Below are 23,887 nucleotides of genomic sequence, written 5' to 3'. Positions count from 1 at the left end.
CGTACCATTACGCGCCGCCCCTCCGGAACCACGGCCTCCCGGCCCGGCCCTCCCGGCTAGACCAGGGAGTCCCGCCAAGCCGCGTGCAGCTGGGCGAAGCGGCCGGTGCCGGCGATCAGATCGTCCGGAGTGCCGTCCTCGACCACGCGACCGTGCTCCATCACGAGCACCCTGTCCGCGATCGCGACCGTCGAGAGACGGTGGGCGATGATCACGGCGGTGCGGTCGGCGAGCAGGGTCTGCAGCGCCTCCTGCACCAGGCGCTCGCTGGGGATGTCGAGCGAGCTCGTCGCCTCGTCCAGGATGAGCACCGCCGGGTTCGCCAGGAACGCCCGTGCGAACGAGATCAGCTGACGCTGACCGGCGGACACCCGGCCGCCGCGCTTGTTCACGTCGGTGTCGTAGCCGTTCGGCAGACCCTCGATGAACTCGTGGGCACCCACCGCCTTCGCGGCCTCCACCACCTCGTCGCGCGTCGCGTCCGGCTTGCCGAGCGCGATGTTGTCCGCGACCGAGCCGCTGAACAGGTACGCCTCCTGCGTGACCATCACGATGGCACGACGCAGATCCTTCGGATGGAGGTCGCGCAGATCGACGCCGTCGAGCGTGATCTCACCCGCGCTGGGGTCGTAGAACCGCGAGATGAGCTTGGCGAGGGTGGACTTGCCCGCACCGGTGGACCCGACGAGGGCGATGGTCTGCCCGGCCGGCATGTCCAGACTGAACTCCGGCAGGATGACGCGGTCCTCCTTGTAGGCGAAGGTGACGCGATCGAATCGCACGTGCCCCTCCGCCGTCCACAGGTCGACCGGCTTGACCGGGTCCGGGACGCTCGGCTCCTCCTCCAGGACGCCCGAGATCTTCTCGAGCGCGGCCGCGGCCGACTGGTAGGAGTTGTAGAACATCGCCATCTCCTCCATCGGGTCGAAGAAGCGCCGCGTGTAGAGCAGGGCCGCCAGCAGCACGCCGATGGCGAGCTGCCCCTCCGCCACGCGGAACCCGCCGACCAGGAGGACGACGCCGACCGTCAGGTTGCCGATCATCACGAGCCCGGGGTCGAAGATCCCGAACAGCTGGATGACGCGGGCGTTCACGTCGCGGTAGTCCTCGACGAGGTCGCCGAACTCCTTCTCGTTGCGCTTCTCCTTGCGGAACGCCTTGACCGCGCGGATGCCCGTCATGGTCTCCACGAACTGCACGATCAGCTTCGCCGACGCCACCCGCGAGATGCGGAACAGCACCTGCGAGCGCTTCTGGAACCAGCGCGTGAGCAGGTAGAGCGGCACCAGCGAGCACAGCAGCACGACGCCGCTCACCCAGTCCATGACGAACAGGGCGATCCCGATGAACAGCATGTACAGGAACCCCTGCACCAGCTGGTTGATCCCGGAGTCCAGCAGCTCGCGGATCGAGTCCAGGTCGCTGGTCTGCCGCGAAATGATGCGGCCGGACGTGTACGACTCGTGGAACTCGAGCGAGAGCTTCTGCGTGTGCAGGAACACCCGCTTGCGCAGGTCGATCAGGATCGCCTGGCTGATCCGCGCGCTCAGGATCGTGTACCAGGCGATCAGGACCGCGCCGATGATGCCGGTCAGCAGGTAGGCGACACCGGCGGCCGCGACGGGCAGCCAGTTCTGCGAGCGCAGAGCCGAGATGCCGTTGTCGATGCCGAACGCGATGATCGCCGGTCCCGCCACCTGCCCGGCCGTGCTGATCACGACGACGATCGCCGTCAGGATCAGTCGGACGCGCAGGGGGTGCAGCAGCGAGCCCAGCAGACGCAGCGAACGTCTGCGGACCTGCCTGCTCTCGGCTTTGCTGAGGTCGTTGCGCTCTTCGCCTTCGACGCCCAGGACGGTCGTGCTGCTCACAGGTTCACCTCCTGCAGGATCTCTTCGTTCTCGTCGTCCTCCAGGCTGGAGATGACGAATCGGTAGTGCTCGCTCGAGGCGAGCAGGTCGTGGTGCGTTCCGACGGCGGTGATGCGACCGTCCTCGAGCAGCGCCACCCTGTCGGCGAGCATCACCGTGGACGGGCGGTGCGCGACGATGAGGGCGGTGGTGGAGGCGAGCACCCGTCGCAGTGCAGCCTCGACGAGGGCCTCCGTGTCGACGTCGAGCGCCGAGAGCGGGTCGTCGAGCACGAGCACCAGCGGAGCCGCGGCGACCGCACGCGCGAGCGCGAGCCGCTGCCGCTGGCCGCCGGACAGGCTGAGCCCTTCCTCGCCGACCTTGGTCTCGAGCCCCTCGGGCAGGTCATACACGAAACCGGCCTGGGCGATCTCGAGCGCCTCGGTCAGCACGCGCTCGGCCTCCGGCGACGCCGGGTCGAGGTCGTCACGGCCGAGGAGCACGTTGTCCCGCACCGACGCCGAGAACAGCGTCGCGTCCTCGAACGCCATGGCCATCGCCTTGCGGAGGTCGTAGCGCGTCAGGTCGCGCACGTCCACGCCGTCGATCCGCACCGCTCCGCCGGTCACGTCGTAGAGACGCGTCGTCAGGGCCGTGAGGGTCGACTTGCCGCTGCCGGTCAGGCCGACGAGGGCCATGGTCTCCCCGGGCTCCACCGTCAGGCGCACGCCGTCCAGCAGGTCGGGGAACCGCTCCGGCGAGTCCTGGTAGCGGAAGTGCACGTCGTCGAAGACGAGTTCGCCCTTCGGATCGGTGATCGTCTTCGGCTCGACCGGGTCGGTGATCGTGTTGACCTCGTCCATGACCTCGAAGAAACGGTCGGCCGCGGTGCGCGTGTCGAACGTCATCGAGAGCAGGAAGCCGATCGACTCGATCGGGAACCGGAGGACCGTCGCGGTCGCGAAGAACGCGACGAGCTCTCCGACCGACAGCTGCCCCTGCGCGGACAGCCAGACGCCGACCACCAGGCTGATGCCGAAGGCGACGTCCGGGATGAGCAGGAGCCACAGCCAGATGCCGGCGATGGCCTTCGCCTTCTCGATCTCCGTGCCGCGCAGCTGCTCGGCCTGCGACTCGAAGTTCTTGAGGGCGTGCTTGCCCCGGCCGAACGCCTTCAGCACGCGGATGCCGTGCACCGACTCCTCCACCGCGGTGGCGAGGTCGCCGGCCTGGTCCTGGCTGCGCCGGGCGATGACCGAGTACTTCGCCTCGAACACGAACCCGTAGATCCACAGCGGGATCGAGCAGACCAGGAAGATCAGGCCGAGGATCCAGTTCCAGCTGATCAGGATGGCGAAGCCGATCACGATGGTGACGACGTTGACCACGAGCAGCACGATGCCGAACGATAGCCAGCGCCGGATCAGCCCCAGGTCGCTCACCGCACGCGACAGCAGCTGGCCGCTCGGCCAGCGGTCGTGGAAGGCGACCGGGAGGTCCTGGAGCTGCTCGTACAGGCCGTTGCGCATGCGCGCCTCGACGTGTGTGCCCGGGGTGAGCACGAACCAGCGGCGCAGCGAGATGAACACGGCCTCGGCCGCGCCGAGACCGACGACGAGCAGCGCCGCCGGCCAGACCGCGGACGGGTCGCCGGTGGACAGGGGGCCGTCGACCAGCCAGCCGAGCACCTGCGGGATGCTGAGGGCGACCAGGCTGGCCAGCAGCGCCGCGACCATGCCGAGCACGATGCGCGGAGCCGCCGATTTGGCGAACGGCAGGATGCGCAGCAGGGTGCGGATGGTCCCCTGGCGCTTCTTCTTCTCTTCTCTTTGAGGTGGATGCTGATGCGTTTCAGCCACTGACATGAGACTTCCGATTTCTTGAGTGTGCTTTTCCGACGTCATTGCCGGGTCACCGAAGACCCGCTTGAGGATGCTGAGAGGTCGCCGCCGGGGGTCGCCGAAGGCACACCGAAGTGTGCTCGACCCCCGAGAACAGTGCCATCAGAGGATGGCCGGCGACGATCAGCCGGAGACGCGAACCTTCCTGGGACCTACCAGGCGGGAGCCGGCTCCGAAGACGCGCGCGCGACAAGCCCGAACACCGTCACGATCCGTGCGTATCCAGTCTTATTCATTGCGTCCTCCCGGCCTCGATGCGTTCACGATTTTGCCGCGACAAGGCAGCCCTACAGCCTATTGCCAGGGTTGCCGATTCCGCAACCATCCATTCGAGCGCATGGATGCGACGAGGGGCACGTCGTGGCGCTCATTCCGGCGGAATGACGACCACGACGTGCCCCTCGGCGCGCCCAGGCCAGCGGAAGCGGGTCAGCGGATCCGGATGGAGAGACAGGTGACGCAGCCCTCGAGCTTCTCGAACTCGGAGATGTCCACCGGAATGGTCGTGTAGCCCAGGTCGTTCAGCAGCTCGGCCGTCTGCGGCGCCGCCGCGGAGATCAGCAGGGTCTCGTCGTCGAGCACGACGACGGCGGTGCCGTGCGCCTCGGGGACGGGGAGGAAGCGCTCGAACAGACGGGGCTCGTCGACGAGGGGCTCGTAGCCGATGACCGTGCCGTCGGGCAGCGCCGTGACGGCGGTCTTGAGGTGGAGCGCCTTCGTGACCGGGACGCCCACGACCGTGTAGCCGAGCGGCGCGACGATCGCGCGCAGCTGCCGGATGCCCTCGCCGTTGGTGCGGCCGCCGCGGCCGACGTAGACGGTCGAACCGATCTTGAGCACGTCGCCGCCCTCCAGGGTGCCCGGCTCCTCGATCCGCTCGAGGTGCAGGCCCTGGGCGCGCAGCGCGGCCTCGGTGCCGGCGACCTCGGGCTTGCGCGAGTCCGCGCCCGGACGCGTGATCACGGCGGTGTCGCCGAAGACGACCGCGGTGTCCTCCACGAAGACCGAGTCGGCGAGGGTGTCGGCGGAGGTGACCTCGACGGTCTGCCAGCCGGCCTGCGAAAGGGCGTTGACGTAGCCGTCCCACTGGGTGTCGGCGAGCTCGGCGTCCACGGTCGTGCGCTCGAGATGGGTGACGAGGCCGTCCTGGAGGTTCTTGGCCGGGATGCGCACGAGCGCGATCTTGCGGTCGGTCTCGAAACGGCTGCGGACACCCTCGAGCGCCCGGAACAGCCACCGGCCGAAGGTCGGGGTGAGCGCCGAGACGGCCACCGCGTACAGCAGGTTGATGCCGAGGAGGGTGCCCAGGACGGCGACGATGAGCTCGCCGCTGAACGGCGAGCCGCCGGAGGTCGCCGTCACGAGGGTCCCGACCGCCGGCGAGAGGAACCCGGCGACCAGGCCCGCGATCAGGGCGGTCCACCAGCGGTCGAAGGCGCCGACGACGCCCGCGATGAAGAGCAGCACGAATGCGATGACGCTCGTCAGCGAGAAGTAGTTGCTGACGGCGACGATCAACGCCCCCGATGGGGCCGACGACCCGGCGAGACTTCCCACGTAGAACGCGGCGATCATCGCCGCGTGCACGACGAGGGCCACCACGAAGGCGGCGACAAGGGATGCGATGAGCCGGCGGCCCCACGAAGACGTCATGGGAACCAACCCTATCGGAGCGTTTCTATGCGTTCGCTGGTTCGCGCAGGCGGGCGAGGGCGAGCTCGTCGGCGGCCTCCAGCGTGGTGATCCCGCGCTGCTCGGCGACCGCGAACACCTCGGCGACGATGTCGCCGATCCGCTCCACCCGCTCGGCCGTCGCCTCGGCGGACGGGTGCTCGTCGTTCATCATCGCCAGGAAGATCACACCCCCGGCGTTCACGACGAAGTCCGGCGCCCACAGGATGCCGCGCGCGGCGAGCCGGGCCGCGCCCGAGCGGGCGGCGAGCTGGTTGTTCGCCGGCCCGACCACGGCCTTCACCCGCAGCTCGTCGATGACGGCATCGGTGAGCACGCCTCCCACGCCGGCAGGGACGAACAGGTCGCCGTCGACGCGGTGCGCCTCGCCCGGCTCGACCCAGGTCGCGCCGAGCGCCTCGGCGAGCGTGCGCTTGGCCGGGTTCACGTCCGTCACGGTGAGCACGGCGCCTTCGGCGGCGAGACGCATCGCGAGGATGGACCCCACATGCCCCAGGCCGAGCACGGTGATGCGGCGCCCGGCGACGTCCCGCGTCCCGACGGCGCGTTCCAGCGTCGCGAGCAGGCTCGCATAGACGCCGGCCGCCGTCGCATCGCTCGGCTCCCCCACGCCGCCGTCGGCCGACGGGAGGCCGCAGACATGGGCGGTGCGCGTGGCGACGACCGCCATGTCCTCGGCGCTGGTGCCGACGTCCTCCGCCGTCATGTAGCTGCCGCCGAGGGTCTCGATGGCGTCTCCGAGGTCGAGCATCGCCTCGTAGCGGAGCGTGGGCGTGAGCTCGACGCCGCGCGGGACGTAGACGACCGTCTTGCCGCCGCCGCGGTTCAGGCCCGCGGCCGCGTTCTTCATCGTCATCCCCTCGGCGAGGCGCAGCGAATCCGCCACCGCCTCGAGCCAGGAGTCGTACGTCCACACCCGGCAGCCGCCGAGGGCGGGGCCGAGGACGGTGGAGTGGACGGCGATGCTGATCGTGAGACCGCTCCGCCTCCCCTTGACCACATGCAGTGTCTCGTGCGGAAGGTCTGTTCCGGTGGTTTCGACCAGAGCGGCGGGCAGGACGGACATCGGTGTCTCCTCGTGGGATCGCGGTGGAATCTGAGCGGTCTTGTGGACCGCCCTCCATTCTCCCGTGACCCCACGAGGGGCGCAACGTCAGTGGAAGAAGTGACGCTCGCCGGTGAAGTACATCGTGACGCCGGCCGCCTTCGCCGCCGCGATCACATCCTCGTCGCGGATGGAGCCGCCCGGCTGCACGATCGCACGCACGCCCGCGGCGATCAGGATCTCCGGGCCGTCGGCGAACGGGAAGAACGCGTCGGAGGCGGCGACCGATCCGGACGCCCGCTCGCCGGCACGGCTGACGGCCAGGTTGCACGAGTCCACGCGGTTGACCTGTCCCATGCCGACGCCGACCGAGGCACCGTCGTGCGCGAGCAGGATGGCGTTGGACTTCACGGCGCGGCAGGCCTTCCAGGCGAACTCGAGGTCCGCACGCGTGGCCGCGTCGGCCTCGTCGCCCGAGACGAGCGTCCAGCCGGCCGAGTCGAACTCGTCGAAACGGTCCGCGTCCTGCACCAGCACACCGCCGGAGATCTGACGGAACTCGGTGGTCGCGCGCGCGTAGCCCTCGGGGAGCTGGAGGATGCGGAGGTTCTTCTTCGTCTGCAGGAGCTCCAGCGCCGCGGGCTCGTAGCCGGGGGCGATCAGCACCTCGGTGAAGATGCCCTTGACCGTCTCCGCCATCGCGAGCGTGACGGTGCGGTTGGCCGCGATCACGCCGCCGTAGGCCGACACCGGGTCGCACTCGTGCGCCTTGCGGTGAGCATCCGCGATGTCGTCGGCGACCGCGATGCCGCACGGGTTCGCGTGCTTGATGATCGCGACGGCGGGCTCGGCGAAGTCGTAGGCGCTGCGGAGGGCCGCGTCGGCGTCGACGAAGTTGTTGTACGACATCTCCTTGCCGCCGAGCTGGGTCGCCTGCGCGATGCCGCGGCCGGCCGGGTCGGTGTAGAGCGCCGCCGCCTGGTGGGAGTTCTCTCCGTAGCGGAGCGCGTGGGACAGTTCCGCGCGCACCTCGAAGCGCTCGGCGAAGTCGTCTGTGCTCGGCACCTCTCCGGCGAACCAGGCGGCGACCGCGCCGTCGTAGGAGGCCGTGTGCGCGAACGCCTGCGCGGCGAGCGCCCGGCGCTGCTCGAAGGTGGTCCCGCCCGCGGCGACCGCCTGGGCGATGTCCGCGTAGTCGGACGGCGACACGACGATCGCGACGTTGGCGTGGTTCTTCGCCGAGGCGCGGACCATGGCCGGGCCGCCGATGTCGATCTGCTCGACGACGTCGTTGCCGACCGCACCCGAGGCGACGGTCTCGACGAACGGGTAGAGGTTGACGACGACCAGCTCGAACGGCTCGATGCCGAGCTCCTTCAGCTGATCTTCGTGGGAGGCGAGGCGCAGGTCGGCGAGCAGCCCCGAGTGGATGGCCGGGTGCAGCGTCTTCACCCGCCCGTCGAGCGACTCCGGGAAGCCCGTCACGCTCGCCACGTCGGTGACGGGGTGGCCCGCATCGCGGATGGTCTGAGCGGTGGAGCCGGTCGAGACGATCTCGACACCCGCCTCGGCGAGCGTCTGCGCGAGGTCGAGGAGCCCGGTCTTGTCGCTGACCGAGATCAGCGCGCGGCGGATCGGGACGACGTCCCGTTCGCGGTAGAGGCTGGCGTCGTGGCGGGGTCCGCTCATGCTCGGGAAAGCTCCTTGAGATCGATGTGTCCGTTGGCGATGTCGAGGACGGCGTCGATGAGAAGCCGTCGCTCCACGGGTTTGATGCGGTCGTGCAGGGCGGCCTCGGTGTCGCCCGGCAGGATCGGCACGCGCTCCTGGCTGATGATCGGACCGGCGTCCACTCCGTCGTCGACGACGATGAGGCTGGCACCGGTCTGCGTGGCGCCGGCGGCGAGCGCATCCCGCACGCCGTGGGCGCCGGGGAACTCGGGCAGGTAGGCGGGGTGAGTGTTGATCAGGTTCGGCGAGAACGCCTCCACGACGCGCGGCGGAACGAGGCGCATGAATCCGGACAGGATGACGAGGTCCGGCTCCCACTGCCGCAGCTGGGCGAGCAGCTCGTCGCCCCACTCCGCGCGGCCGTCGAACGACGAGTACGGAACGGTGAACGACGGGATGCCGAACTCCTCCGCGTGGGCGAGGCCGTCCGCGTCGCGGTCGGCCCCGACGGCGACGACCCGGGCGGGGAACTCCGCATCCTGGGACGCCTCGAGCAGTGCGCGGAGGTTCGAGCCTCCACCGGAGATCAGCACGACAATCGAGAGCACGCGACCAGCCTACCGGCGCTCGGATGAGCAGTCAGACCAGCCGGAGCCGCCAGCGGGCGGGGGCGATGGTGTAGATCTGGCGGAAGAGCGCCGTCCCGACGAGCACGCCGAGCGCGATGGACACGATCGAGCCCAGGAGGTTCGGGATGCTGCTGGCGTCGAAGTCGACACCGGTGGCGCTCTGGGTGAGCCGGATCAGGCCGGTCGCCCCCGGGACCAGCAACCAGAACGCCGGCAGGAAGCAGACCACCGCCGGTGGGGCACCGGGCACCGACTGGACCAGATAGGCGACCACGGTCAGTGCGAACGCCCCGAAGAACCCGCTGAAGACGTTGCCCATCAGCACCGCCCCCAGCAGCTGACCGCCGTAGGCGACCAGCAGGACCAGGGTCAGGAAGTACAGGGAGCGCCGGGGCCCGCAGTAGTACAGGAAGATCCCGACGGAGAACAGGACGACCCCGGCCCAGGGCTGGAACGCACCGAGCGGCGGCTGGGTGCTCAGCAGCGCGGCCGAGGCGGGGACCCCGGTGATCGTGAGCGCGGCGAGGATCCCGATCGCGAGGAAGCCCAGCTGGGCGATGCCGGAGACGAGCCGGCTCGCGCCGGCGACCATGTCGCCGGCGGCCAGCTCCTGGATGCCGGTGGTCAGCAGTGCCCCCGGCAGCAGAGTGACCAGGGGCGGGATGAGCACCTGCAGCGGCTCTCCGACGACCACCGTCTTGCCGAGGGCGAAGACCACCAGGGCCAGCAGGAAGGCGGTCGCAACGGGGAGGAGGATCGCGGCGTAGGTGCCGGGCCGCACGAGCAGCTTCGCGGCGCCGACCAGCATCCCGAGCGCGAGCGCGTAGAGCATGCTCGTCGTCTCGGCGCCGAGCAGGACGAGGGCGACCCCCGCGGAGGCGAGCCCGTGCCCCAGCACGCGCACCCAGCGGGTGAAGCGTGGCTTGGCGGCGACGACCTCCTGCACGGCCGTGATCCCGTCCGCGGCCGAGATCGTGCCGGCCAGTGCGCGGTCCACGATCCCGTAGACCCGCGCGGCACGGTCGAACCGCACCTCTCCCCCGGTGGGCATCGCCACCTCGAACCGGGTCTGCGTCTCCCCGGGCATCCCGACGAAGATCAGGGTCGGGAAGACGATGAGGCTGGCCTTCGGCGATCCCAGCGCGACCGCGACCCTGGTCAGGGTGTGCTGGATGTCCGTGGAGGCGGTTCCGACGGCCAGCAGGGCGCTGCCGAGCAGCACGAGGAACTCCTGGAGCTGGGCGGACGGGGTCTCGACCACCTGCTCCGCGTCCACGGACCGCCGACGGAGGGTGAGCCTCGGGAGGCGGAACCGCGGAGGCCAGAGGCTCATCTGCGCGTCCGCCCTCCCGCCAGGAGCCCGATGACCGCCGCGACGGCGACCTCCGCCGCCGCGATCGCACCGACCAGCCACGGGTTCGGCCCCACGTCGTGCAGCCGGCCGGGGCCGAGCGCACCGGAGGACCACCAGGCCAGCAGTCCGAGCTCGATGCCCGCAACGATACCGATCCCGACGGCGGTGGCCAAGAGCCCGAGCGCGCCCTCCGGGAGGAGCCGTCCGGCACGGGAGCGCAGGAGCACCGCGGAGAGGAAGCCGGCGAGTAGGGGCACGACGATGCCGACCAGGCCGAAGGCGAACCCGCCCGGCGGGATCACGCCGAACAGCGGGAGCGCCGGCACCGGCCCGAGGGCCGTCCCGATCGGGCTGACGGAGGATCCGGTGCCGATCGCGAAGCCCGGCCCGACGAGCCACGACGCCATCCAGATCACCAGATTGGGCAGGAACGCCAGCTGGCCCAGGGTGAGCGCGATTCCGCCGACCGCGCCGGCCTGCAGCTGCTCGTACATCGTGATGATCGTGCCGTAGTTGCCGACGATCAGCAGCGTCAGGATGAGGGCGGCCGCTCCGATCACGATCGCGGTGGCGGAGGAGCCGGCACGGACGGCCCCCAGGGCGGCGGACCGCCAGAGCACCGGCACGGCGGCGAGCCGTTCGCGCGCCGCGCGGAGCAACGGGGCCACTGCGGCGGGTCGGGGGCCGTCGTCGGCGCCGCCCGCCTCGGCGCCGGAGCGCCCCGAGCGCAGGGCCGCGAATCCGAAGCCGATCGCGATCCCGACGGCGTAGACGAACGGCGGGAGGACGATCCCCTGCCACACGGACGGCCGCACCGGCGCGCTTCCCGCCGTCAGAGTGACGAGCACCGCGATCGCGGCGAAGGCGGCGAGAGCGCTCAGCGCACCCGTCAGCCGGAACGGTGTCTCGGCGGCACGGGAACCCGTGCGCACACCGAGTCCGGCCGTCAGGACGGCGAAACCGAGCAGGGCGATGGTCACCTGGAACGGCGTCCCGGCTCCCGGGAGCCCGAGCGTCGCCACCGTCTGCGGGTCGAGCGCGACGGTCAGGTTCGTCCCGTGTCCCACCAGCCAGATGTCCGCCGCGGCGCGCCAGACGACGAGCCAGTCGGCGCCGAGCTGATACTGCGCAGCCCAGAGGATCGTCAGCGGGACCACCGCGATCGCGAGGCCGATCGCGGCCACGATGACCGCCTCCAGTGCGGCGAGCAGGGCGACGGTTGTGCGATTCATGACCGGATGGAGCCTACCGGGCGCCGACCGCCGCCCGTCCGCGACACTTCGGCGGTCAGGAGACGGTCATCACCGGTGTGTCGTCGCCCGCGTTCTCCGGCACCGTGATGACGGGGCGCTGGACGAGCTCCAGCACCGCGATCACGAGGGCCGAGACGACCAGGGTCCACACGATGAGCGGCGTGGTGAGCGGACGGACGAAGAGCACGAGCGCGGCGGCGATCAGCGCGACCAGGACGCGCAGCAGCACCCGCTGGGCGTAGATCCACTCGCCCGTGCGTCCCGTGCTGATGCCGTGCCGCTCGGCCGACTCGCGCACCCAGGTGACGCCCGCCCCGAAGAACCCGCGGAGTCTGCGTGGGACGGCGAACGGCCCGGAGTACCAGCCCACCAGGGCGACCACGATCGCCAGCACCAGGACGGCCACGCCGGTGTCCTGCATGGCGGTCGTCAGCGTGCGGTAGATGGTGTCCGCGACCGCCGCAGGCAGGAGCGACGGCGACACCGAGCCCACGAACACCAGCCGCCCGATGCCGATCCCGGCCACGACCACCACCATCGACAGGGCGAGCGCCACGGCGGCCCAGACCAGGGCGAGCGACCGCCGGCGCGCGACGACGACTCCGAGGACGAGGAAGGCGAGCGAGATCCAGATCAACCAGGCGCCGGCGGCGACCGCCACCCCGTAGAACAGCTGGATCGTCGGGATCGAGGAGTTCTGCGCGATCGTGATCGTCCGGTCGATCGTCGGGATCTGGGAGGCGAAGGTGAGGCCCTGATCGACCAGCAGCTGCTTGACCCGGTCGATGATCGGGCCGAGCTGCACGCCGACGGAGCCGTCCGACCCGACCGCGACCGCCGCCTTCGGGTCGTTCTGCATGGTGGCGATCAGCTGCGCGTGGGTGGTCCGCAGCGCCTCCTCCCACACCTGGGAGAACGCATCGGACGAGACGAAGTTCGCGATCGTGGTGTGGACCAGCGAGACGATCCCCTGGGCGAGCGGACCCTTCAGCGCCTCCAGCGCCTTGGTCGCCACGGGACCGGTGCCGAGCTCGGTGATGCCGTCGACGACCTGGGACGTCACCTGGGGGATGTCGACGTTCTCCTGGATCACCTTCACGGCCTGGTCGGTGACGTAGGCCTGCACCGAGGCGTTGTGGGACAGCGGGGCGTACGTGTCGACGAAGCTCTGCGTGTCCGTCAGCTGCGCCTTCGCCCAGGACGCGACGACGGCGACCGGGGCGAGGATCGCGCCGATCACGATGAGCACCGTCGCGAGCAGCGTCCAGGCCCAGCTGCGTCCGTGCGGACGGCGGGGGGCCGATGCCGATGCCGATGCGGCCGCTGCGGCGTCGGGCGTGGTCGAGGCGTCGCCCAGCTCGTCGCGCAGTGCGGCGTTCTCCGCCTCCAGGGCGGCGACGCGCTTCAGCAGGTCGGCGTTGGTCGATCGCGGCATGGCGGCCCCTTCGTCCGGACGGATACAGCTCGGATCGTGCTCACTGTAGCGCCGGGTGCGTGCGCAGCGTCAGAGGGCTGTTCACCGGACGACGCGGCGACCGGGTGCTGCCGGCGGCGACCCGGTCGGGCGGGGCGGACACGCGGAGAGGCCGGACCCTCCAGGGATCCGGCCTCTCCGGTCGTGCGTGCGCCGCGGCGCCGCGGCTCAGAGCGCCGCGTACACCTCGCGCAGCAGAGCGGCGGTCTCGGACGGCGTCTTGCCGACCTTCACGCCGGCGGCCTCGAGGGCCTCCTTCTTGGCCTGCGCCGTGCCGGCCGAGCCGGAGACGATGGCGCCGGCGTGGCCCATCGTCTTGCCCTCGGGCGCGGTGAAGCCCGCCACGTAGCCGACGACCGGCTTGGTGACGTTGGCCTTGATGAAGTCGGCCGCGCGCTCCTCGGCGTCGCCGCCGATCTCGCCGATCATGACGATCGCCTTGGTCTCCGGGTCGGCCTCGAACGCGGCGAGCGCGTCGATGTGGGTGGTCCCGATGATCGGGTCGCCGCCGATGCCGATGGCGGTCGAGAAGCCCAGGTCGCGCAGCTCGTACATCATCTGGTAGGTCAGGGTGCCCGACTTGGAGACGAGGCCGATCGGGCCCTTGCCGGTGATCGTCGCCGGGGTGATGCCGACCAGCGACTCGCCCGGGGTGATGATGCCGGGGCAGTTCGGGCCGATGATCCGGGTCTTGTTGCCCTTCTCCTTGGCGTAGGCCCACGCCTCGGCGGAGTCCTGCACCGGGATGCCCTCGGTGATGACGACGAGCAGCGGGATCTCGGCGTCGATGGCCTCGACCATCGCGTCCTTGGCGAACGCCGGCGGGACGAAGATGATCGACACGTCCGCGCCGGTCTTCTCGATCGCCTCGACGACGGTGCCGAACACCGGCAGCTCGACGTCGCCGTGGGTGACCGTGGTGCCGGCCTTGCGGGCGTTCACGCCACCGACGACATTCGTGCCGGCCTTCAGCATCAGCGCGGTGTGCTTGGTGCCCTCGCCGCCGGTGATGCCCTGGACGATGACCTTGGAGTCCTTGTTGAGGAAGATAGACATTCTGTATCGCGCCCTTACTTCGCAGCCAGCTCGGCGGCCTTGTCGGCGCCTTCGTCCATGGTGAGTGCGAGGGTGACCAGCGGGTGGTTCGCCTCGGTGAGGATGCGGCGGCCCTCCTCGACGTTGTTGCCGTCGAGACGCACGACCAGCGGCTTGTTCGCCTCGGTGCCGAGGATCTCGAGCGCCTTGACGATGCCGTTCGCGACGGCGTCGCAGGCGGTGATGCCGCCGAAGACGTTCACGAACACGCTCTTGACCTGCGGGTCGTTCAGGATGACGTCCAGTCCGGCCGCCATGACCTCGGCCGAGGCGCCGCCGCCGATGTCGAGGAAGTTGGCGGGCTTGACGCCCTGGTGGTTCTCGCCGGCGTACGCGACGACGTCGAGGGTCGACATGACCAGGCCCGCGCCGTTGCCGATGATGCCGACCTCGCCGTCGAGCTTGACGTAGTTGAGGTCGGACGCTTTGGCCTTGGCCTCGAGCGGGTCGGCGGCGTCCTTGTCCTCGAGAGCCTCGTGCTCGGGGTGGCGGAACGCGGCGTTCTCGTCGAGGGTGACCTTGCCGTCGAGGGCGATGATGTCTCCCTCCTCCGTGAGGACGAGCGGGTTCACCTCCACGAGGGTGGCGTCTTCGCCGGTGTACACGGCGTAGAGCTTCACGAACACGTCGGCGACCTTCGCGACCAGCTCGTCCGGGAATCCGGCGGCCTTCGCGATCTCGGTGGCCTTCGCGATGTCGAGGCCGCCGCGGGGGTCGACCTCGATGCGGGCGAGCGCCTCCGGCTTCTCGACGGCGAGCTGCTCGATCTCCATGCCGCCCTCGACGCTGGTCAGCGACAGGTAGGAGCGGTTGGCCCGGTCGAGGAGCACCGAGAAGTAGAACTCGCGCGCGATGCGCGCGCCACCGGCGACCATCACGCGACGGACCACGTGGCCCTTGATGTCCAGCCCCAGGATGGAGCGTGCCGCGGCCTCGGCCTCGTCCGGGTTCTTGGCGACCTTGACGCCACCGGCCTTGCCGCGCCCACCGACCTTGACCTGTGCCTTCACGACGGTCACCCCGCCGAGCTTCTCGGAGGCGGCGCGCACCTCCTCCGGGGTGTCTGCGACGATGCCCGGAAGTACCGGGACCCCGTACTTCTCGAACAGGTCTCTGGCCTGGTATTCGTATAGATCCACGGTTATCCAATCCGCTGCTGGTCCGGGCTCGCTGTGGCGATTCCGGTCGTCATCTGCTGGCGGTCGGCGCGAGAGAATAGCTCGACGCCGAGATAAATTCGCCAGTGAGAACTTTAGCGCCTCCGACTGTGCGACCCGTAAACGGGAGGCGTCACGTTCTCCCCAGATCGCCCCGAGTCCGCAGTCTCCACCGGTTTCGCGGAACCCGCCGCTGCCGCCGTCCACCCGGCGAAGGTGGTGGTCATGACACACCGCATCAATCATCTCCTCACCGCTGCGGCCCTCTCCGGACTGGCCGTCTTCCTGGGCGTCCTCCAGGCCCTCGTCCCTTCCGCCGGGGCTCAGGCGCTGACCGGTATCGGGCACGGGCCGGGCTACCTCTCGGCGGACGGCTGGTGGCTCGGCACCTATCGGCTGGACGACGGGGCGCAGGGGTTCTGCCTCAACGCGGGCCGGCAGAGTCCGACCGGCCACGAACTCGACTACACCGACGGAGACGCGCTCGGCTGGTTCTCCGAGGAGCAGGCCGCTCGGCTCGCATACATCTCGCGGACGTGGGCGGGCACGGACGACCGGATGACCGCGGCCGCCGGGCAGATCGCCACCTGGATGGTCTCGGGCCTGAACGGCCATACGCCGGAGAGCTACGCGGCGCGGGCGGGAGGCGAGGCCGCGGCGGTCCTCGCGCTGGCCCACTCCATGGCGGAGGAGTCCGCGCGTCTCGCAACGACCTCCGTGCGTGCGGAGGCGGTGGTCGAGCTCGCCGAGACCGGACCGGGGCGTGTGCGCGTCGAGGTCACCGCCGACCGCCTCTCCGGAAGCGAGCTGCTTCCCGCGGCCGCCCACTCCGCCGACGTCGTGCTCACGGGTGCCCGCTTCGCCGACGGCAGCACCACGGCGACGATCGAGACCGGTCGCGACATCGCCATCGTCCCGAGCGGGCAGGAGGCGAGCGTGTCCGTGCTCGCGACGGCCACCCTCGACCGGCTGCCCTACGGCACCGGGCTCCGGATCGCCGTGCCACGCTCGGATGTGCAGTCCCTGCTGATGGCGGTCCCCGCGAGCACGACGGCGAGCGCGGGCGCGAGTGTCGCCGGTCCGTCGCCATTGCCGTTCCAGCCCCGGGTGGAGACACGAACGAGCACGGCGACCGCCACCGTCGGCGACCGGATCACGGACCTGCTGCGGGTCTCGGTCGACAGCGGCGAGGGGCTGCTCCCGACCTGGGGCGTGCACGCCTCCGACGACGGCTTCCTGCCCGTCGAGGTCATCGTGGAGAGCACGCTTCTCGGGCCGTTCGCGGAGCCGATCGAGCCGGCGGAGTCCGCGCCGGAGGGCGCGCCGATCGCGTGCACCGTCGAGACCGTCGTGGCCGGCGTCGGCGACGCGGAGACGCCATCCTGCGTCCTGACCGCGCCGGGGTACTACGTGTGGGTCGAACGGATCGACCCCGAACGACTGACACCCGATCGGGGCGGCGAACGGGTACGGCCCTGGCGCTCGACGTTCGGAGTGGCGTCCGAGATCACGCAGGTGCTGCCGGTCCCCGTTCCTGCCCCGGTTGCGCCGGTGGGCGCCGCCCCGGCGACGGCGCTGGCACGGACCGGCGCGGATCCCGTCTCCGCACTCGGATGGGCGACCGCCGCCGTCGCCTCGGCGGGTCTCGGTCTCGCGGCGGTGGTGACGGGGACCCGCGGCGCTCGCTCACGGCGGATGCGGCACGGAGCGCACAGCGCATGAGCGCCGTCCGTTGCGCACTCTCGCAGAGTCCCCGGGCAGGATGGCCGTGTGGTGAAGCGAACACGGAGCCCGGGGACGGCGACCGCACCGGTCGACCTGCGGGTCGTCGCCGCCGAGGTGCTGCCGCTCATCGGCGGCGGGCGGGCGCTGCTCCTGCAGGTCGCACTGCCCGCCGTCGGGCGCGGTGTGGTCGAGCACAGCGACTTCGCCGAACGGGCCATGGATCGTCTGCACGCCACGATGACGTTCATGTGCGCGGCCGCCTTCGCCTCACCCGACGATTTCGCGGTCGTCCGGCGCCGGGTGAACCGGGCGCACGCGCCGGTGCGCGCCGACGCCGACGGGACCGGACCGGCCTACAACGCCTACGACCCCGCGCTGCAGCTGTGGGTGGCGGCCACCCTCTACCGTACGATGATGGACCTGCACGAACGGGTGTTCGGCTCGCTCAGCCCGGCGGAACAGGAAGGCGTCTACCAGGAGTACGTCCGCCTCGGCGCGAACCTGCAGATCCCACCGTCGAGCTGGCCGCCCACTCGCGCCGCGTTCGACGACTACTGGGACGCGATGCTCGGCCGGTTGGAGGTCGGGGACGCGACCCGCGCGCTCGCCCGGCAGATCCTCTACCCGCGCAACGTCCCCCTGTGGATCCGCCTCCTGCTGCCGGACGCCCGCCTGGTGACGGCCGGGCTGCTGCCGGCCGCCGTCCGCGAGGCCTTCCGGCTCCCGTGGGACGACGAGCGGCGACGACGGTACGAGCGGTGGATGCACCGGTTGGCCCGCTGGTACCCCCGGGTGCCGCAGCGACTCCGGCACGCACCCCGCGACGCCTACCTCCGCCGGGTGCAGCGGCTGGTGCGCGAGGAGCGCGCCGCGGCCGGCGCACGTGCAGGAGCCTCCGGGCGGTAGCGCCGCGACCGCTACGCGGCGAGGCCCCTCGCCCGTTCGAGCGCACGGGCGAGCAGGACGAGCACGATGCCGATGCCGGCGCCGAGCACCGTCTCCAGCACGCGGTCGATGACCAGGGTCTCCAGCGGGGCGGGGCTCGCGAGATGCGACACGGCGAGCGCCATCGGGGTGATGAAGACCAGGGCCGATCCGTAATGGCGGCCGACGAGCATCTCGGCGAAGAACTGGCACACGACGATCACGAGGATCACCACGAGCGCCGGGGGCGACCAGAAGAGCAACGCGGCCGTCACCGCCACGCCGACGATCGTTCCGATGATGCGGTGCAGCGACCGCGAGATCGAGTGCGCCGCGCGAGCGGGCGGGATGACGGCCACCAGGCTCACCACCGCCCAGTACGCGTGGCCGAGCCCGAAGACGAGGGCGGCCCCGCCGGCGAGGAGCACGCCGACGACGTTCTGGGCGACCGTCAGCCAGACGCGCGGATCGCGGAGGACCGTGCGGTCGACCGCGGGGCGCCTGCGCAGCTCCTTGAGCAGGGCGGAACGCCGGTCGCCGGCGAGCCGTCGCACCAGCCAGCCCGACATCGTGAGCGCCCACGAGAAGGTGGCGACGACGGCGGCGAGCCCGATCCGCGGCCAGGCGTCCACGCCGGCGGTGGGGATGTTCGCGCACACCAGGAGCGCGAAGACGAAGAAGAGCGGCTGGGCGGGCAGGAGCTGGAGTGCGGTCACGAACAGCGTCCCGCCGGCGACGATGACCACGAGGGCGATCGCCAGCAGACCGAGCGGCTCGCCCAACACGGCCAGCCACACCCCGAGCGCGATACTGGCGAGCAGCGCGAGGCCGGCGACGGAGACGCTCCGGATGCGCAGCCGATACGGCTCGTTGCGGCCGTACAACGCGGTGAAGGCACCGAAGGTGGCGTATGCGGCCAGGTCCAGTCGCCCGGCCCACCACAGCAGCAGCAGGGGGACCGCGACCGCCGCGGCCGCACGGAAACCGACCTCGATGCTCACCGAGGCGAGCCCGGACGGCTTCACAGCTTGTCGATCGGCGCGATCTTGATGAGGAGCTTCTTCGCGCCCACCTTCTCGAACTGGACGTGCGCGACGCGCTTCGCCCCCTCGCCCGTGACCGCGGTCACCCGGCCCGGGCCGAAGTCGGCATGGCTGATCCGGTCCCCCGGCGCAAGCTCGAGGTCGCCGTTGTCGCGCACCTTGCCGGTGACCCGGTTCGGCCACTCGGCCTTCGGCCGCTCGGGCGCGGAGAAACCGCCCGAGCCGAAGCTCTCGTTCCAGCGGGAGCCGCCCGAGCCCGAGCCCAGGCCCGGCTTACGTGCGTTCAGCGCACGCGACTGGGTGCCGCCGCGTCCGTTCGCCGAACCGGGCGACTGCCGCCACTCGACCAGATCGGCGGGGATCTCTTGCAGATAGCGGCTCGGCATCGCCACCGCGGTCTCGCCGAACTGAGCACGGGTCATGGCGAGGGAGAGGAACAGGCGCTTCTTGGCACGGGTGATGCCCACGTAGAACAGGCGACGCTCCTCGGCGGGGCCGCCCGGCTCGTTCGCCGACATCCGGTGCGGCAGCAGGTCCTCCTCCACCCCGGTCAGGAACACCGCGTCGTACTCGAGACCCTTCGCCGTGTGCAGCGTCATCAGCGAGACCGAGCCGCTCGAGTCGTCGATCTCGTCCGCCGCCGCGACCAGCGACACCTCGGTCAGGAAGTCGACCAGCGTGCCGTCCGGGTTGTTGCGGGCGAACTCTCGCGTGACCGCGACGAGCTCCTCCACGTTCTCCGCCCGCGCCTCGTCCTGCGGGTCGCGGCTGTTGCGCAGCACGTCGAGCAGGCCGCTTCCGTCGAGCAGGAAGGTGAGCACGTCCGCCACCGGGGAGACACCGGCCGGGTTCTCCGGGTCGGTCTTCGCCGACGCCTCGTCGAGCAGCGACGAGAGCTGCAGGATCGCCGCGGTCACCTTCGGGCCGAGTCCGAGGGACCCGGCGTCGCGCATGGCCTCCCGGAACGTCATGCCGTTGTCGTCCGCGTAGCTCGCCAGCTGGGTCTCGGTCGCCGGGCCGATGCCGCGCTTCGGCGTGTTCAGGATGCGGCGCAGCGCGAGCGTGTCCTGCGGGTTCGCGACCGTGAGCAGGTACGCCATCGCGTCCTTGATCTCGGCGCGCTCGTAGAACTTCGTGCCTCCCATGACCCGGTACGGCAGCGCCGAGCGGATGAAGATCTCCTCCAGCGCACGTGTCTGCGCGTTGGTCCGGTAGAAGACCGCGATGTCCTTGTAGTCCATCCCGGCGCCGTGCAGCTTCTCGATCTCGTCCGCCACGAACTGGGCCTCGTCGTGACCGGAGTATCCGGTGTAGCCGACGATCTTCTCGCCGTCGCCCACGGCGGTCCACAGGTTCTTGTCCTTGCGGTCGAAGTTGTTCGCGATCACGGCGTTCGCCGCACTCAGGATGTTCTGCGTCGACCGGTAGTTCTGCTCGAGCAGGACGACCTTCGCCCCCGGGAAGTCCCGCTCGAACTCCACGATGTTGCGGATGTCGGCGCCGCGGAACGCGTAGATCGACTGGTCGGAGTCGCCGACGACGGTCAGCGACGCCCCCGGGATGACGCCGACGGCGTCGCGCATGCGCTCGACGTGGTGGCCCTGCGCCTCCAACTCGTCGGCGATGTCCGGTGCGATCGGCATGGTCAGCTCGCGGATGAGCGAGTACTGGGCGTGGTTGGTGTCCTGGTACTCGTCGACCAGGATGTGCCGGAACCGGCGCTGGTACAGCGCGGCGACCTTGGGGAAGGCCCGGAACAGGAACACCGTCTCGGCGATGAGGTCGTCGAAGTCGAACGCGTTCGCGGTGCGGAGCGCGCGGGTGTACTGACGGAAGATCTCGAGGAACATCACCTCCTGCGGGTCGCTCAGGTTGGCCGAGCGGGCGAAGGCCTCGATGTCGGTGAGCTCGTTCTTGAGCTTCGAGATGCGACCCGCGGCCCCTGCCACGGTGAAGCCGAGGGTGTCGGCCGAGAGCTCCTTGATGATCCGCTTCAGCAGGGCGCGGGAATCGCCGGAGTCGTAGATGGTGAAGCTCTGGGTCTTGCCGATCGTCTCGGCCTCCCGTCGCAGGATGCGCACGCAGGCCGAGTGGAACGTCGAGATCCACATGCCCTGCGCCTTGCCCCCGAGCAGCCCCTCGACCCGCTCGCGCATCTCGTTCGCCGCCTTGTTGGTGAACGTGATGGCCAGGATCTGGCTCGGCCACGCCTCCCGGCTCTCGATGAGCCCGGCGATGCGTCGGGTGAGCACGCTCGTCTTGCCCGAGCCGGCCCCCGCGAGGATCAGCAGGGCGGGGCCGCGATACTCGGCAGCGATGCGCTGCTGCGGGTTGAGCCCGGCGAACAGGCGGTCGTCCGCGTCGGCTCCCCCGGGGGCGGCACCTCCGCCGCGCGAGCCGCCGGAGCGGTCGTCGCCCTCCCAGCCGTCGAGGATGATCGGCACGGAGGAGGAGGGGCCGGAAGGGGCGTCGGGAAGGCTCGTCATGTCTCCACCGATTTTAGCGGCCTCCACCGTCATCCGGCTCCGGACGCCGACCGGGACCAGGCGTCAGAGCCCGTCCCGCACGGCGACGGCGAGATCGGGGTGATCGGCGAAGACGCCGTCGACGCCGGAATGCAGCAGGATCGAGAACAGCCGGCGCCAGTCGCCCCACTCGTCGTCACGCCCGCCGCTGCGGAACTCCGGCGGCAGCATGGCGTTCTCGGGCCGCAGCGTCCACGTGTAGACCGAGACGCCCGCCGAGTGCGCGAGGTCGACGAGATCGGAGGTCACCGCTCCGATGTCGAGGCTCCCGTCGTCGTCCTCGAAGAGGGAGACGGCGACCGACCCGGACGCCAGCACCAGCGAGGTCTCCACGCTGATGCCGTCGACGCGTTCCGCCGCGGAGGGCGCACCGGATCCGAGCGCGTAGAGGCCGCGGAGGGTGAGATCGGTGTCGTACCCGGCGGCCGCCGACCCGGCCGACGCGACGCGGTCCGCGGGTGCACCCGTGTCCTCCAGCAGGTAGACCCGCCGTCCGGGGAACCCGCGGTCGTGCAGCTGCCGCAGCACCGTCGGCTCGAAGCTCTCGATGATCAGGCCGGACCGCTCGGTCCAGCCGGCGTCGGCGAGGTCGCGCATCACGAGCTCGTCCAGAGGCAGGCCGGCCGCCGCGAAGTGGGTCGCGTGCTTGATCTCGGCGACGACCCCGAGCGGCCGTCCCGCATCCTCCGAGACGCGGTCGACGAGGTCGAGCAGATCGCGGAAGCGGAGCAGCGGGGAGCGGTCGTCGAAGGTGGCGCTCGCCTGCCGCAGCCGGGGCAGCCGCTCCCTGGCGTGCAGGGTCGCCAGCTCCGCCCAGGTGAAGTCCTCGGTGAACCACCCGGTGAGCGGCTCGCCGTCCACCTCCCGCGTCGTGCGGCGGTCGGCGAACTCCGGCCGGTCGGCGACGTCGGTGGTCCCGGAGATCTCGTTCTCGTGACGCACGACGAGCACGCCGTCCTTCGTCGCGACGAGGTCCGGCTCGACGGCGTCCGCGCCGAGCGCGAAGGCGAGCTCGTAGGCCGCGCGGGTGTGCTCGGGGCGATAGCCGGGCGCGCCCCGGTGACCGATCACGAGTGGGGCGGGGCGAGCACGCATGGAGCGATCCTAGCCCGCGGTCGGGGGCTGACGACGGCCCCACTGCGGATGACAGAATCGACGGGTGTCCGCCGCCGAGAGCGCCCCCCGAACCGGCCCCTGGCGCGAGCCGGCCTCGATGCTGCCGCTGCGCTGGGGCTCGTATCGTCCGCGACTCGTCACGGGCATAGTCATGCTGGTCGTCGGCACCGGCTGCATCCTCGTGACGACCGCGTACAGCCTCCCCTTCCTGCTGGTCGGCTCCCTGATGCAGCCCGGCGCCTGGGCCGTGCTCCCCTCGACCATCGGCCGCCGCGTCGCCGTCGCCGTCCCGGTGCTCGGCTTCACCTGGCTGATGCTCGGCGGCTCGGGCTTCGCCTGGTGCTACGCCGTCACCCTGGCGGCCTGGCTCCTGGTGCGTCTGCGCCCGCTCGTCTCGTTCGCCGCCCTCCTGCTGCCGATCGCCTCCAGCGTCGTCATCCCCTTCTTCGTCACCACGTACGAGCAGGGCTGGATCACGATCGTGGCCAGCACGGTCGCCGTCGTCGCCGGAGCCTGGGCGGCACGCGCGCTCGCCGTCGGGTGGGATTCCCGGCAAGCTGTCAGAACTCTCAGAAAGTCGACCGACTAGATTGGTCTGACGAGACCATTCCCCACAGAACGAGGAACCCCATGGCACTCACCAACCCGGCGTTCTCGACGAACCCGGCATTCAAAGAGAACGGGCAGTCCGCCGCGACGGCCACGCTGAGCGCCGAGAAGCTCGAGCAGATGTACGACGCGCCCTCGGCGACGTCGACCGACACCGACCGCATGACGGTCGAGGACACGATCGTCAAGACCGCCGTGTGCTTCGCGTTCCTGCTCGCCGGGGCCGTCGTCGGCTGGATCGTGCCCGCCCTGGCCATCCCCGCCGCCCTGGTCGGTTTCGTGCTGGCGCTGGTCAACATCTTCAAGAAGAAGCCGAGCCCGGCCCTCATCCTGGCCTACTCGGCCGTGCAGGGCGTGTTCGTCGGCGGCATCTCGTTCGTGTTCGAGTCGCAGTGGCAGTCCATCGTCATCCAGGCGGTGATCGGCACGCTCGCCGTGGTCGGCGTGACCCTCGCGCTCTTCGCCTCCGGCAAGGTCCGGGCCTCGAAGAAGGCCACCAAGATCTTCCTGATCGCCATGTTCGGCTACCTGGCCTACTCGCTCGTCAACGTGATCCTGATGTGGACGGGCGTGACGAGTGGCACGTTCGGGCTGAGCAGCGACGTCCGCATCTTCGGAATCCCGCTCGGTGTCGTCATCGGCATCGTCGTGGTGCTCCTCGGCGCCTACTCGCTGGTGCTCGACTTCGATGCGATCAAGCAGGGCGTCGCCAACCGCGCGCCGCGCATCTACGGCTGGTCCGGTGCGTTCGGCATCATGGTCACCGTCATCTGGCTGTACCTCGAGATCCTGCGTCTCCTCGCCATCGCGCGAGACTGAGACGG

Annotated in this window: 18 protein-coding genes; 4 read left to right on the top strand and 14 right to left on the bottom strand. The window is 70.6% G+C overall.

From position 1 onward, the window contains the following. Positions 1 to 56: 56 nt before the first annotated feature. From U870_RS0106915 to sucC, 11 genes are all read right to left on the bottom strand, one after another. The gene (locus U870_RS0106915) at positions 57 to 1,871 is read right to left on the bottom strand and encodes an ABC transporter ATP-binding protein (protein ID WP_025156677.1); all 1,815 of its coding nucleotides are present in this window, start codon (positions 1,869 to 1,871) and stop codon (positions 57 to 59) included. Next, on the bottom strand, positions 1,868 to 3,586 hold the full coding sequence (locus tag U870_RS0106910; RefSeq protein WP_430623520.1) for an ABC transporter ATP-binding protein: 1,719 nt from the start codon (positions 3,584 to 3,586) through the stop codon (positions 1,868 to 1,870). Before U870_RS0106910 ends, U870_RS0106915 begins: the two co-directional genes overlap by 4 nt. A 594-nt stretch (positions 3,587 to 4,180) precedes the next feature. Beyond that, on the bottom strand, positions 4,181 to 5,404 hold the full coding sequence (ddaH, locus tag U870_RS0106905; RefSeq protein ID WP_025156675.1) for a dimethylargininase: 1,224 nt from the start codon (positions 5,402 to 5,404) through the stop codon (positions 4,181 to 4,183). Between the two features lie 25 nt (positions 5,405 to 5,429). Next, positions 5,430 to 6,509, bottom strand: a complete 1,080-nt coding sequence (locus U870_RS0106900) for a Glu/Leu/Phe/Val dehydrogenase family protein (RefSeq protein ID WP_025156674.1) — start codon at positions 6,507 to 6,509, stop codon at positions 5,430 to 5,432. Positions 6,510 to 6,596: 87 nt separating this feature from the next. Beyond that, positions 6,597 to 8,177, bottom strand: coding sequence for a bifunctional phosphoribosylaminoimidazolecarboxamide formyltransferase/IMP cyclohydrolase (gene purH, locus U870_RS0106895; protein ID WP_025156673.1), 1,581 nt, complete (start codon positions 8,175 to 8,177; stop codon positions 6,597 to 6,599). After that, positions 8,174 to 8,767 carry a phosphoribosylglycinamide formyltransferase gene (purN, locus tag U870_RS0106890; protein WP_025156672.1) on the bottom strand — a complete coding sequence of 198 codons (594 nt, stop codon included), beginning with the start codon at positions 8,765 to 8,767 and terminating at the stop codon, positions 8,174 to 8,176. Before purN ends, purH begins: the two co-directional genes overlap by 4 nt. Positions 8,768 to 8,798: 31 nt before the next feature. Then, positions 8,799 to 10,121: a threonine/serine ThrE exporter family protein gene (locus U870_RS0106885; protein ID WP_025156671.1), complete on the bottom strand. Its 1,323-nt coding sequence runs from the start codon at positions 10,119 to 10,121 to the stop codon at positions 8,799 to 8,801. Beyond that, the gene (locus U870_RS0106880; protein WP_025156670.1) at positions 10,118 to 11,374 is read right to left on the bottom strand and encodes a cell division protein PerM; all 1,257 of its coding nucleotides are present in this window, start codon (positions 11,372 to 11,374) and stop codon (positions 10,118 to 10,120) included. Before U870_RS0106880 ends, U870_RS0106885 begins: the two co-directional genes overlap by 4 nt. A 55-nt stretch (positions 11,375 to 11,429) precedes the next feature. Beyond that, positions 11,430 to 12,830, bottom strand: coding sequence for a hypothetical protein (locus U870_RS0106875; RefSeq protein WP_025156669.1), 1,401 nt, complete (start codon positions 12,828 to 12,830; stop codon positions 11,430 to 11,432). Between the two features lie 207 nt (positions 12,831 to 13,037). Further along, positions 13,038 to 13,925 carry a succinate--CoA ligase subunit alpha gene (gene sucD, locus U870_RS0106870; protein ID WP_025156668.1) on the bottom strand — a complete coding sequence of 296 codons (888 nt, stop codon included), beginning with the start codon at positions 13,923 to 13,925 and terminating at the stop codon, positions 13,038 to 13,040. Between the two features lie 14 nt (positions 13,926 to 13,939). Beyond that, the gene (gene sucC / locus U870_RS0106865; RefSeq protein WP_025156667.1) at positions 13,940 to 15,103 is read right to left on the bottom strand and encodes an ADP-forming succinate--CoA ligase subunit beta; all 1,164 of its coding nucleotides are present in this window, start codon (positions 15,101 to 15,103) and stop codon (positions 13,940 to 13,942) included. Between the two features lie 243 nt (positions 15,104 to 15,346). Between sucC and U870_RS0106860 the strand changes: the two genes are divergently transcribed. Together U870_RS0106860 and U870_RS0106855 are read left to right on the top strand one after the other, a co-directional pair. Continuing rightward, entirely contained in the window at positions 15,347 to 16,843 is a 1,497-nt protein-coding gene (locus tag U870_RS0106860) for a hypothetical protein (protein WP_025156666.1), read from the top strand. Positions 16,844 to 16,891: 48 nt separating this feature from the next. Continuing rightward, positions 16,892 to 17,752: an oxygenase MpaB family protein gene (locus U870_RS0106855; protein ID WP_025156665.1), complete on the top strand. Its 861-nt coding sequence runs from the start codon at positions 16,892 to 16,894 to the stop codon at positions 17,750 to 17,752. 11 nt (positions 17,753 to 17,763) lie between these two features. Here the strand turns inward: U870_RS0106855 and U870_RS0106850 are convergent, their stop codons facing one another. The 3 genes from U870_RS0106850 to U870_RS0106840 form a co-directional block, all read right to left on the bottom strand. Next, positions 17,764 to 18,795, bottom strand: coding sequence for an FUSC family protein (locus U870_RS0106850; RefSeq protein ID WP_025156664.1), 1,032 nt, complete (start codon positions 18,793 to 18,795; stop codon positions 17,764 to 17,766). Next, on the bottom strand, positions 18,792 to 21,299 hold the full coding sequence (locus U870_RS0106845; protein WP_025156663.1) for an ATP-dependent helicase: 2,508 nt from the start codon (positions 21,297 to 21,299) through the stop codon (positions 18,792 to 18,794). Before U870_RS0106845 ends, U870_RS0106850 begins: the two co-directional genes overlap by 4 nt. A gap of 63 nt (positions 21,300 to 21,362) precedes the next feature. Next, positions 21,363 to 22,433 carry a glycerophosphodiester phosphodiesterase family protein gene (locus U870_RS0106840; RefSeq protein WP_025156662.1) on the bottom strand — a complete coding sequence of 357 codons (1,071 nt, stop codon included), beginning with the start codon at positions 22,431 to 22,433 and terminating at the stop codon, positions 21,363 to 21,365. Between the two features lie 64 nt (positions 22,434 to 22,497). Between U870_RS0106840 and U870_RS0106835 the strand changes: the two genes are divergently transcribed. Then, a complete protein-coding gene (locus tag U870_RS0106835) occupies positions 22,498 to 23,043 on the top strand; it encodes a hypothetical protein (RefSeq protein ID WP_025156661.1) in 546 nt (181 codons plus the stop codon). A 41-nt stretch (positions 23,044 to 23,084) separates the two neighbouring features. Continuing rightward, complete coding sequence (locus tag U870_RS0106830) at positions 23,085 to 23,882, top strand: Bax inhibitor-1/YccA family protein (RefSeq protein ID WP_025156660.1); 798 nt, start codon at positions 23,085 to 23,087, stop codon at positions 23,880 to 23,882. The last annotated feature ends 5 nt before the right edge of the window (positions 23,883 to 23,887 follow it).

Origin of the sequence: Leifsonia aquatica H1aii, from assembly GCF_000633535.1 — a bacterium.
Lineage (GTDB): Bacteria > Actinomycetota > Actinomycetes > Actinomycetales > Microbacteriaceae > Leifsonia > Leifsonia aquatica_A.
This window is presented reverse-complemented; position numbering and strand designations above follow the sequence as displayed.

Coding starts and splice junctions, on each gene's coding strand:
- U870_RS0106910 (WP_430623520.1), bottom strand. CDS start 3,586: ATGGTCGCGGCGCTGCTGGCCAGCCTGGTCGCCCTCAGCATCCCGCAG.
- ddaH (WP_025156675.1), bottom strand. CDS start 5,404: ATGACGTCTTCGTGGGGCCGCCGGCTCATCGCATCCCTTGTCGCCGCC.
- U870_RS0106900 (WP_025156674.1), bottom strand. CDS start 6,509: ATGTCCGTCCTGCCCGCCGCTCTGGTCGAAACCACCGGAACAGACCTT.
- purH (WP_025156673.1), bottom strand. CDS start 8,177: ATGAGCGGACCCCGCCACGACGCCAGCCTCTACCGCGAACGGGACGTC.
- U870_RS0106885 (WP_025156671.1), bottom strand. CDS start 10,121: ATGAGCCTCTGGCCTCCGCGGTTCCGCCTCCCGAGGCTCACCCTCCGT.
- U870_RS0106880 (WP_025156670.1), bottom strand. CDS start 11,374: ATGAATCGCACAACCGTCGCCCTGCTCGCCGCACTGGAGGCGGTCATC.
- U870_RS0106875 (WP_025156669.1), bottom strand. CDS start 12,830: ATGCCGCGATCGACCAACGCCGACCTGCTGAAGCGCGTCGCCGCCCTG.
- sucD (WP_025156668.1), bottom strand. CDS start 13,925: ATGTCTATCTTCCTCAACAAGGACTCCAAGGTCATCGTCCAGGGCATC.
- U870_RS0106860 (WP_025156666.1), top strand. CDS start 15,347: ATGACACACCGCATCAATCATCTCCTCACCGCTGCGGCCCTCTCCGGA.
- U870_RS0106845 (WP_025156663.1), bottom strand. CDS start 21,299: ATGACGAGCCTTCCCGACGCCCCTTCCGGCCCCTCCTCCTCCGTGCCG.
- U870_RS0106840 (WP_025156662.1), bottom strand. CDS start 22,433: ATGCGTGCTCGCCCCGCCCCACTCGTGATCGGTCACCGGGGCGCGCCC.
- U870_RS0106830 (WP_025156660.1), top strand. CDS start 23,085: ATGGCACTCACCAACCCGGCGTTCTCGACGAACCCGGCATTCAAAGAG.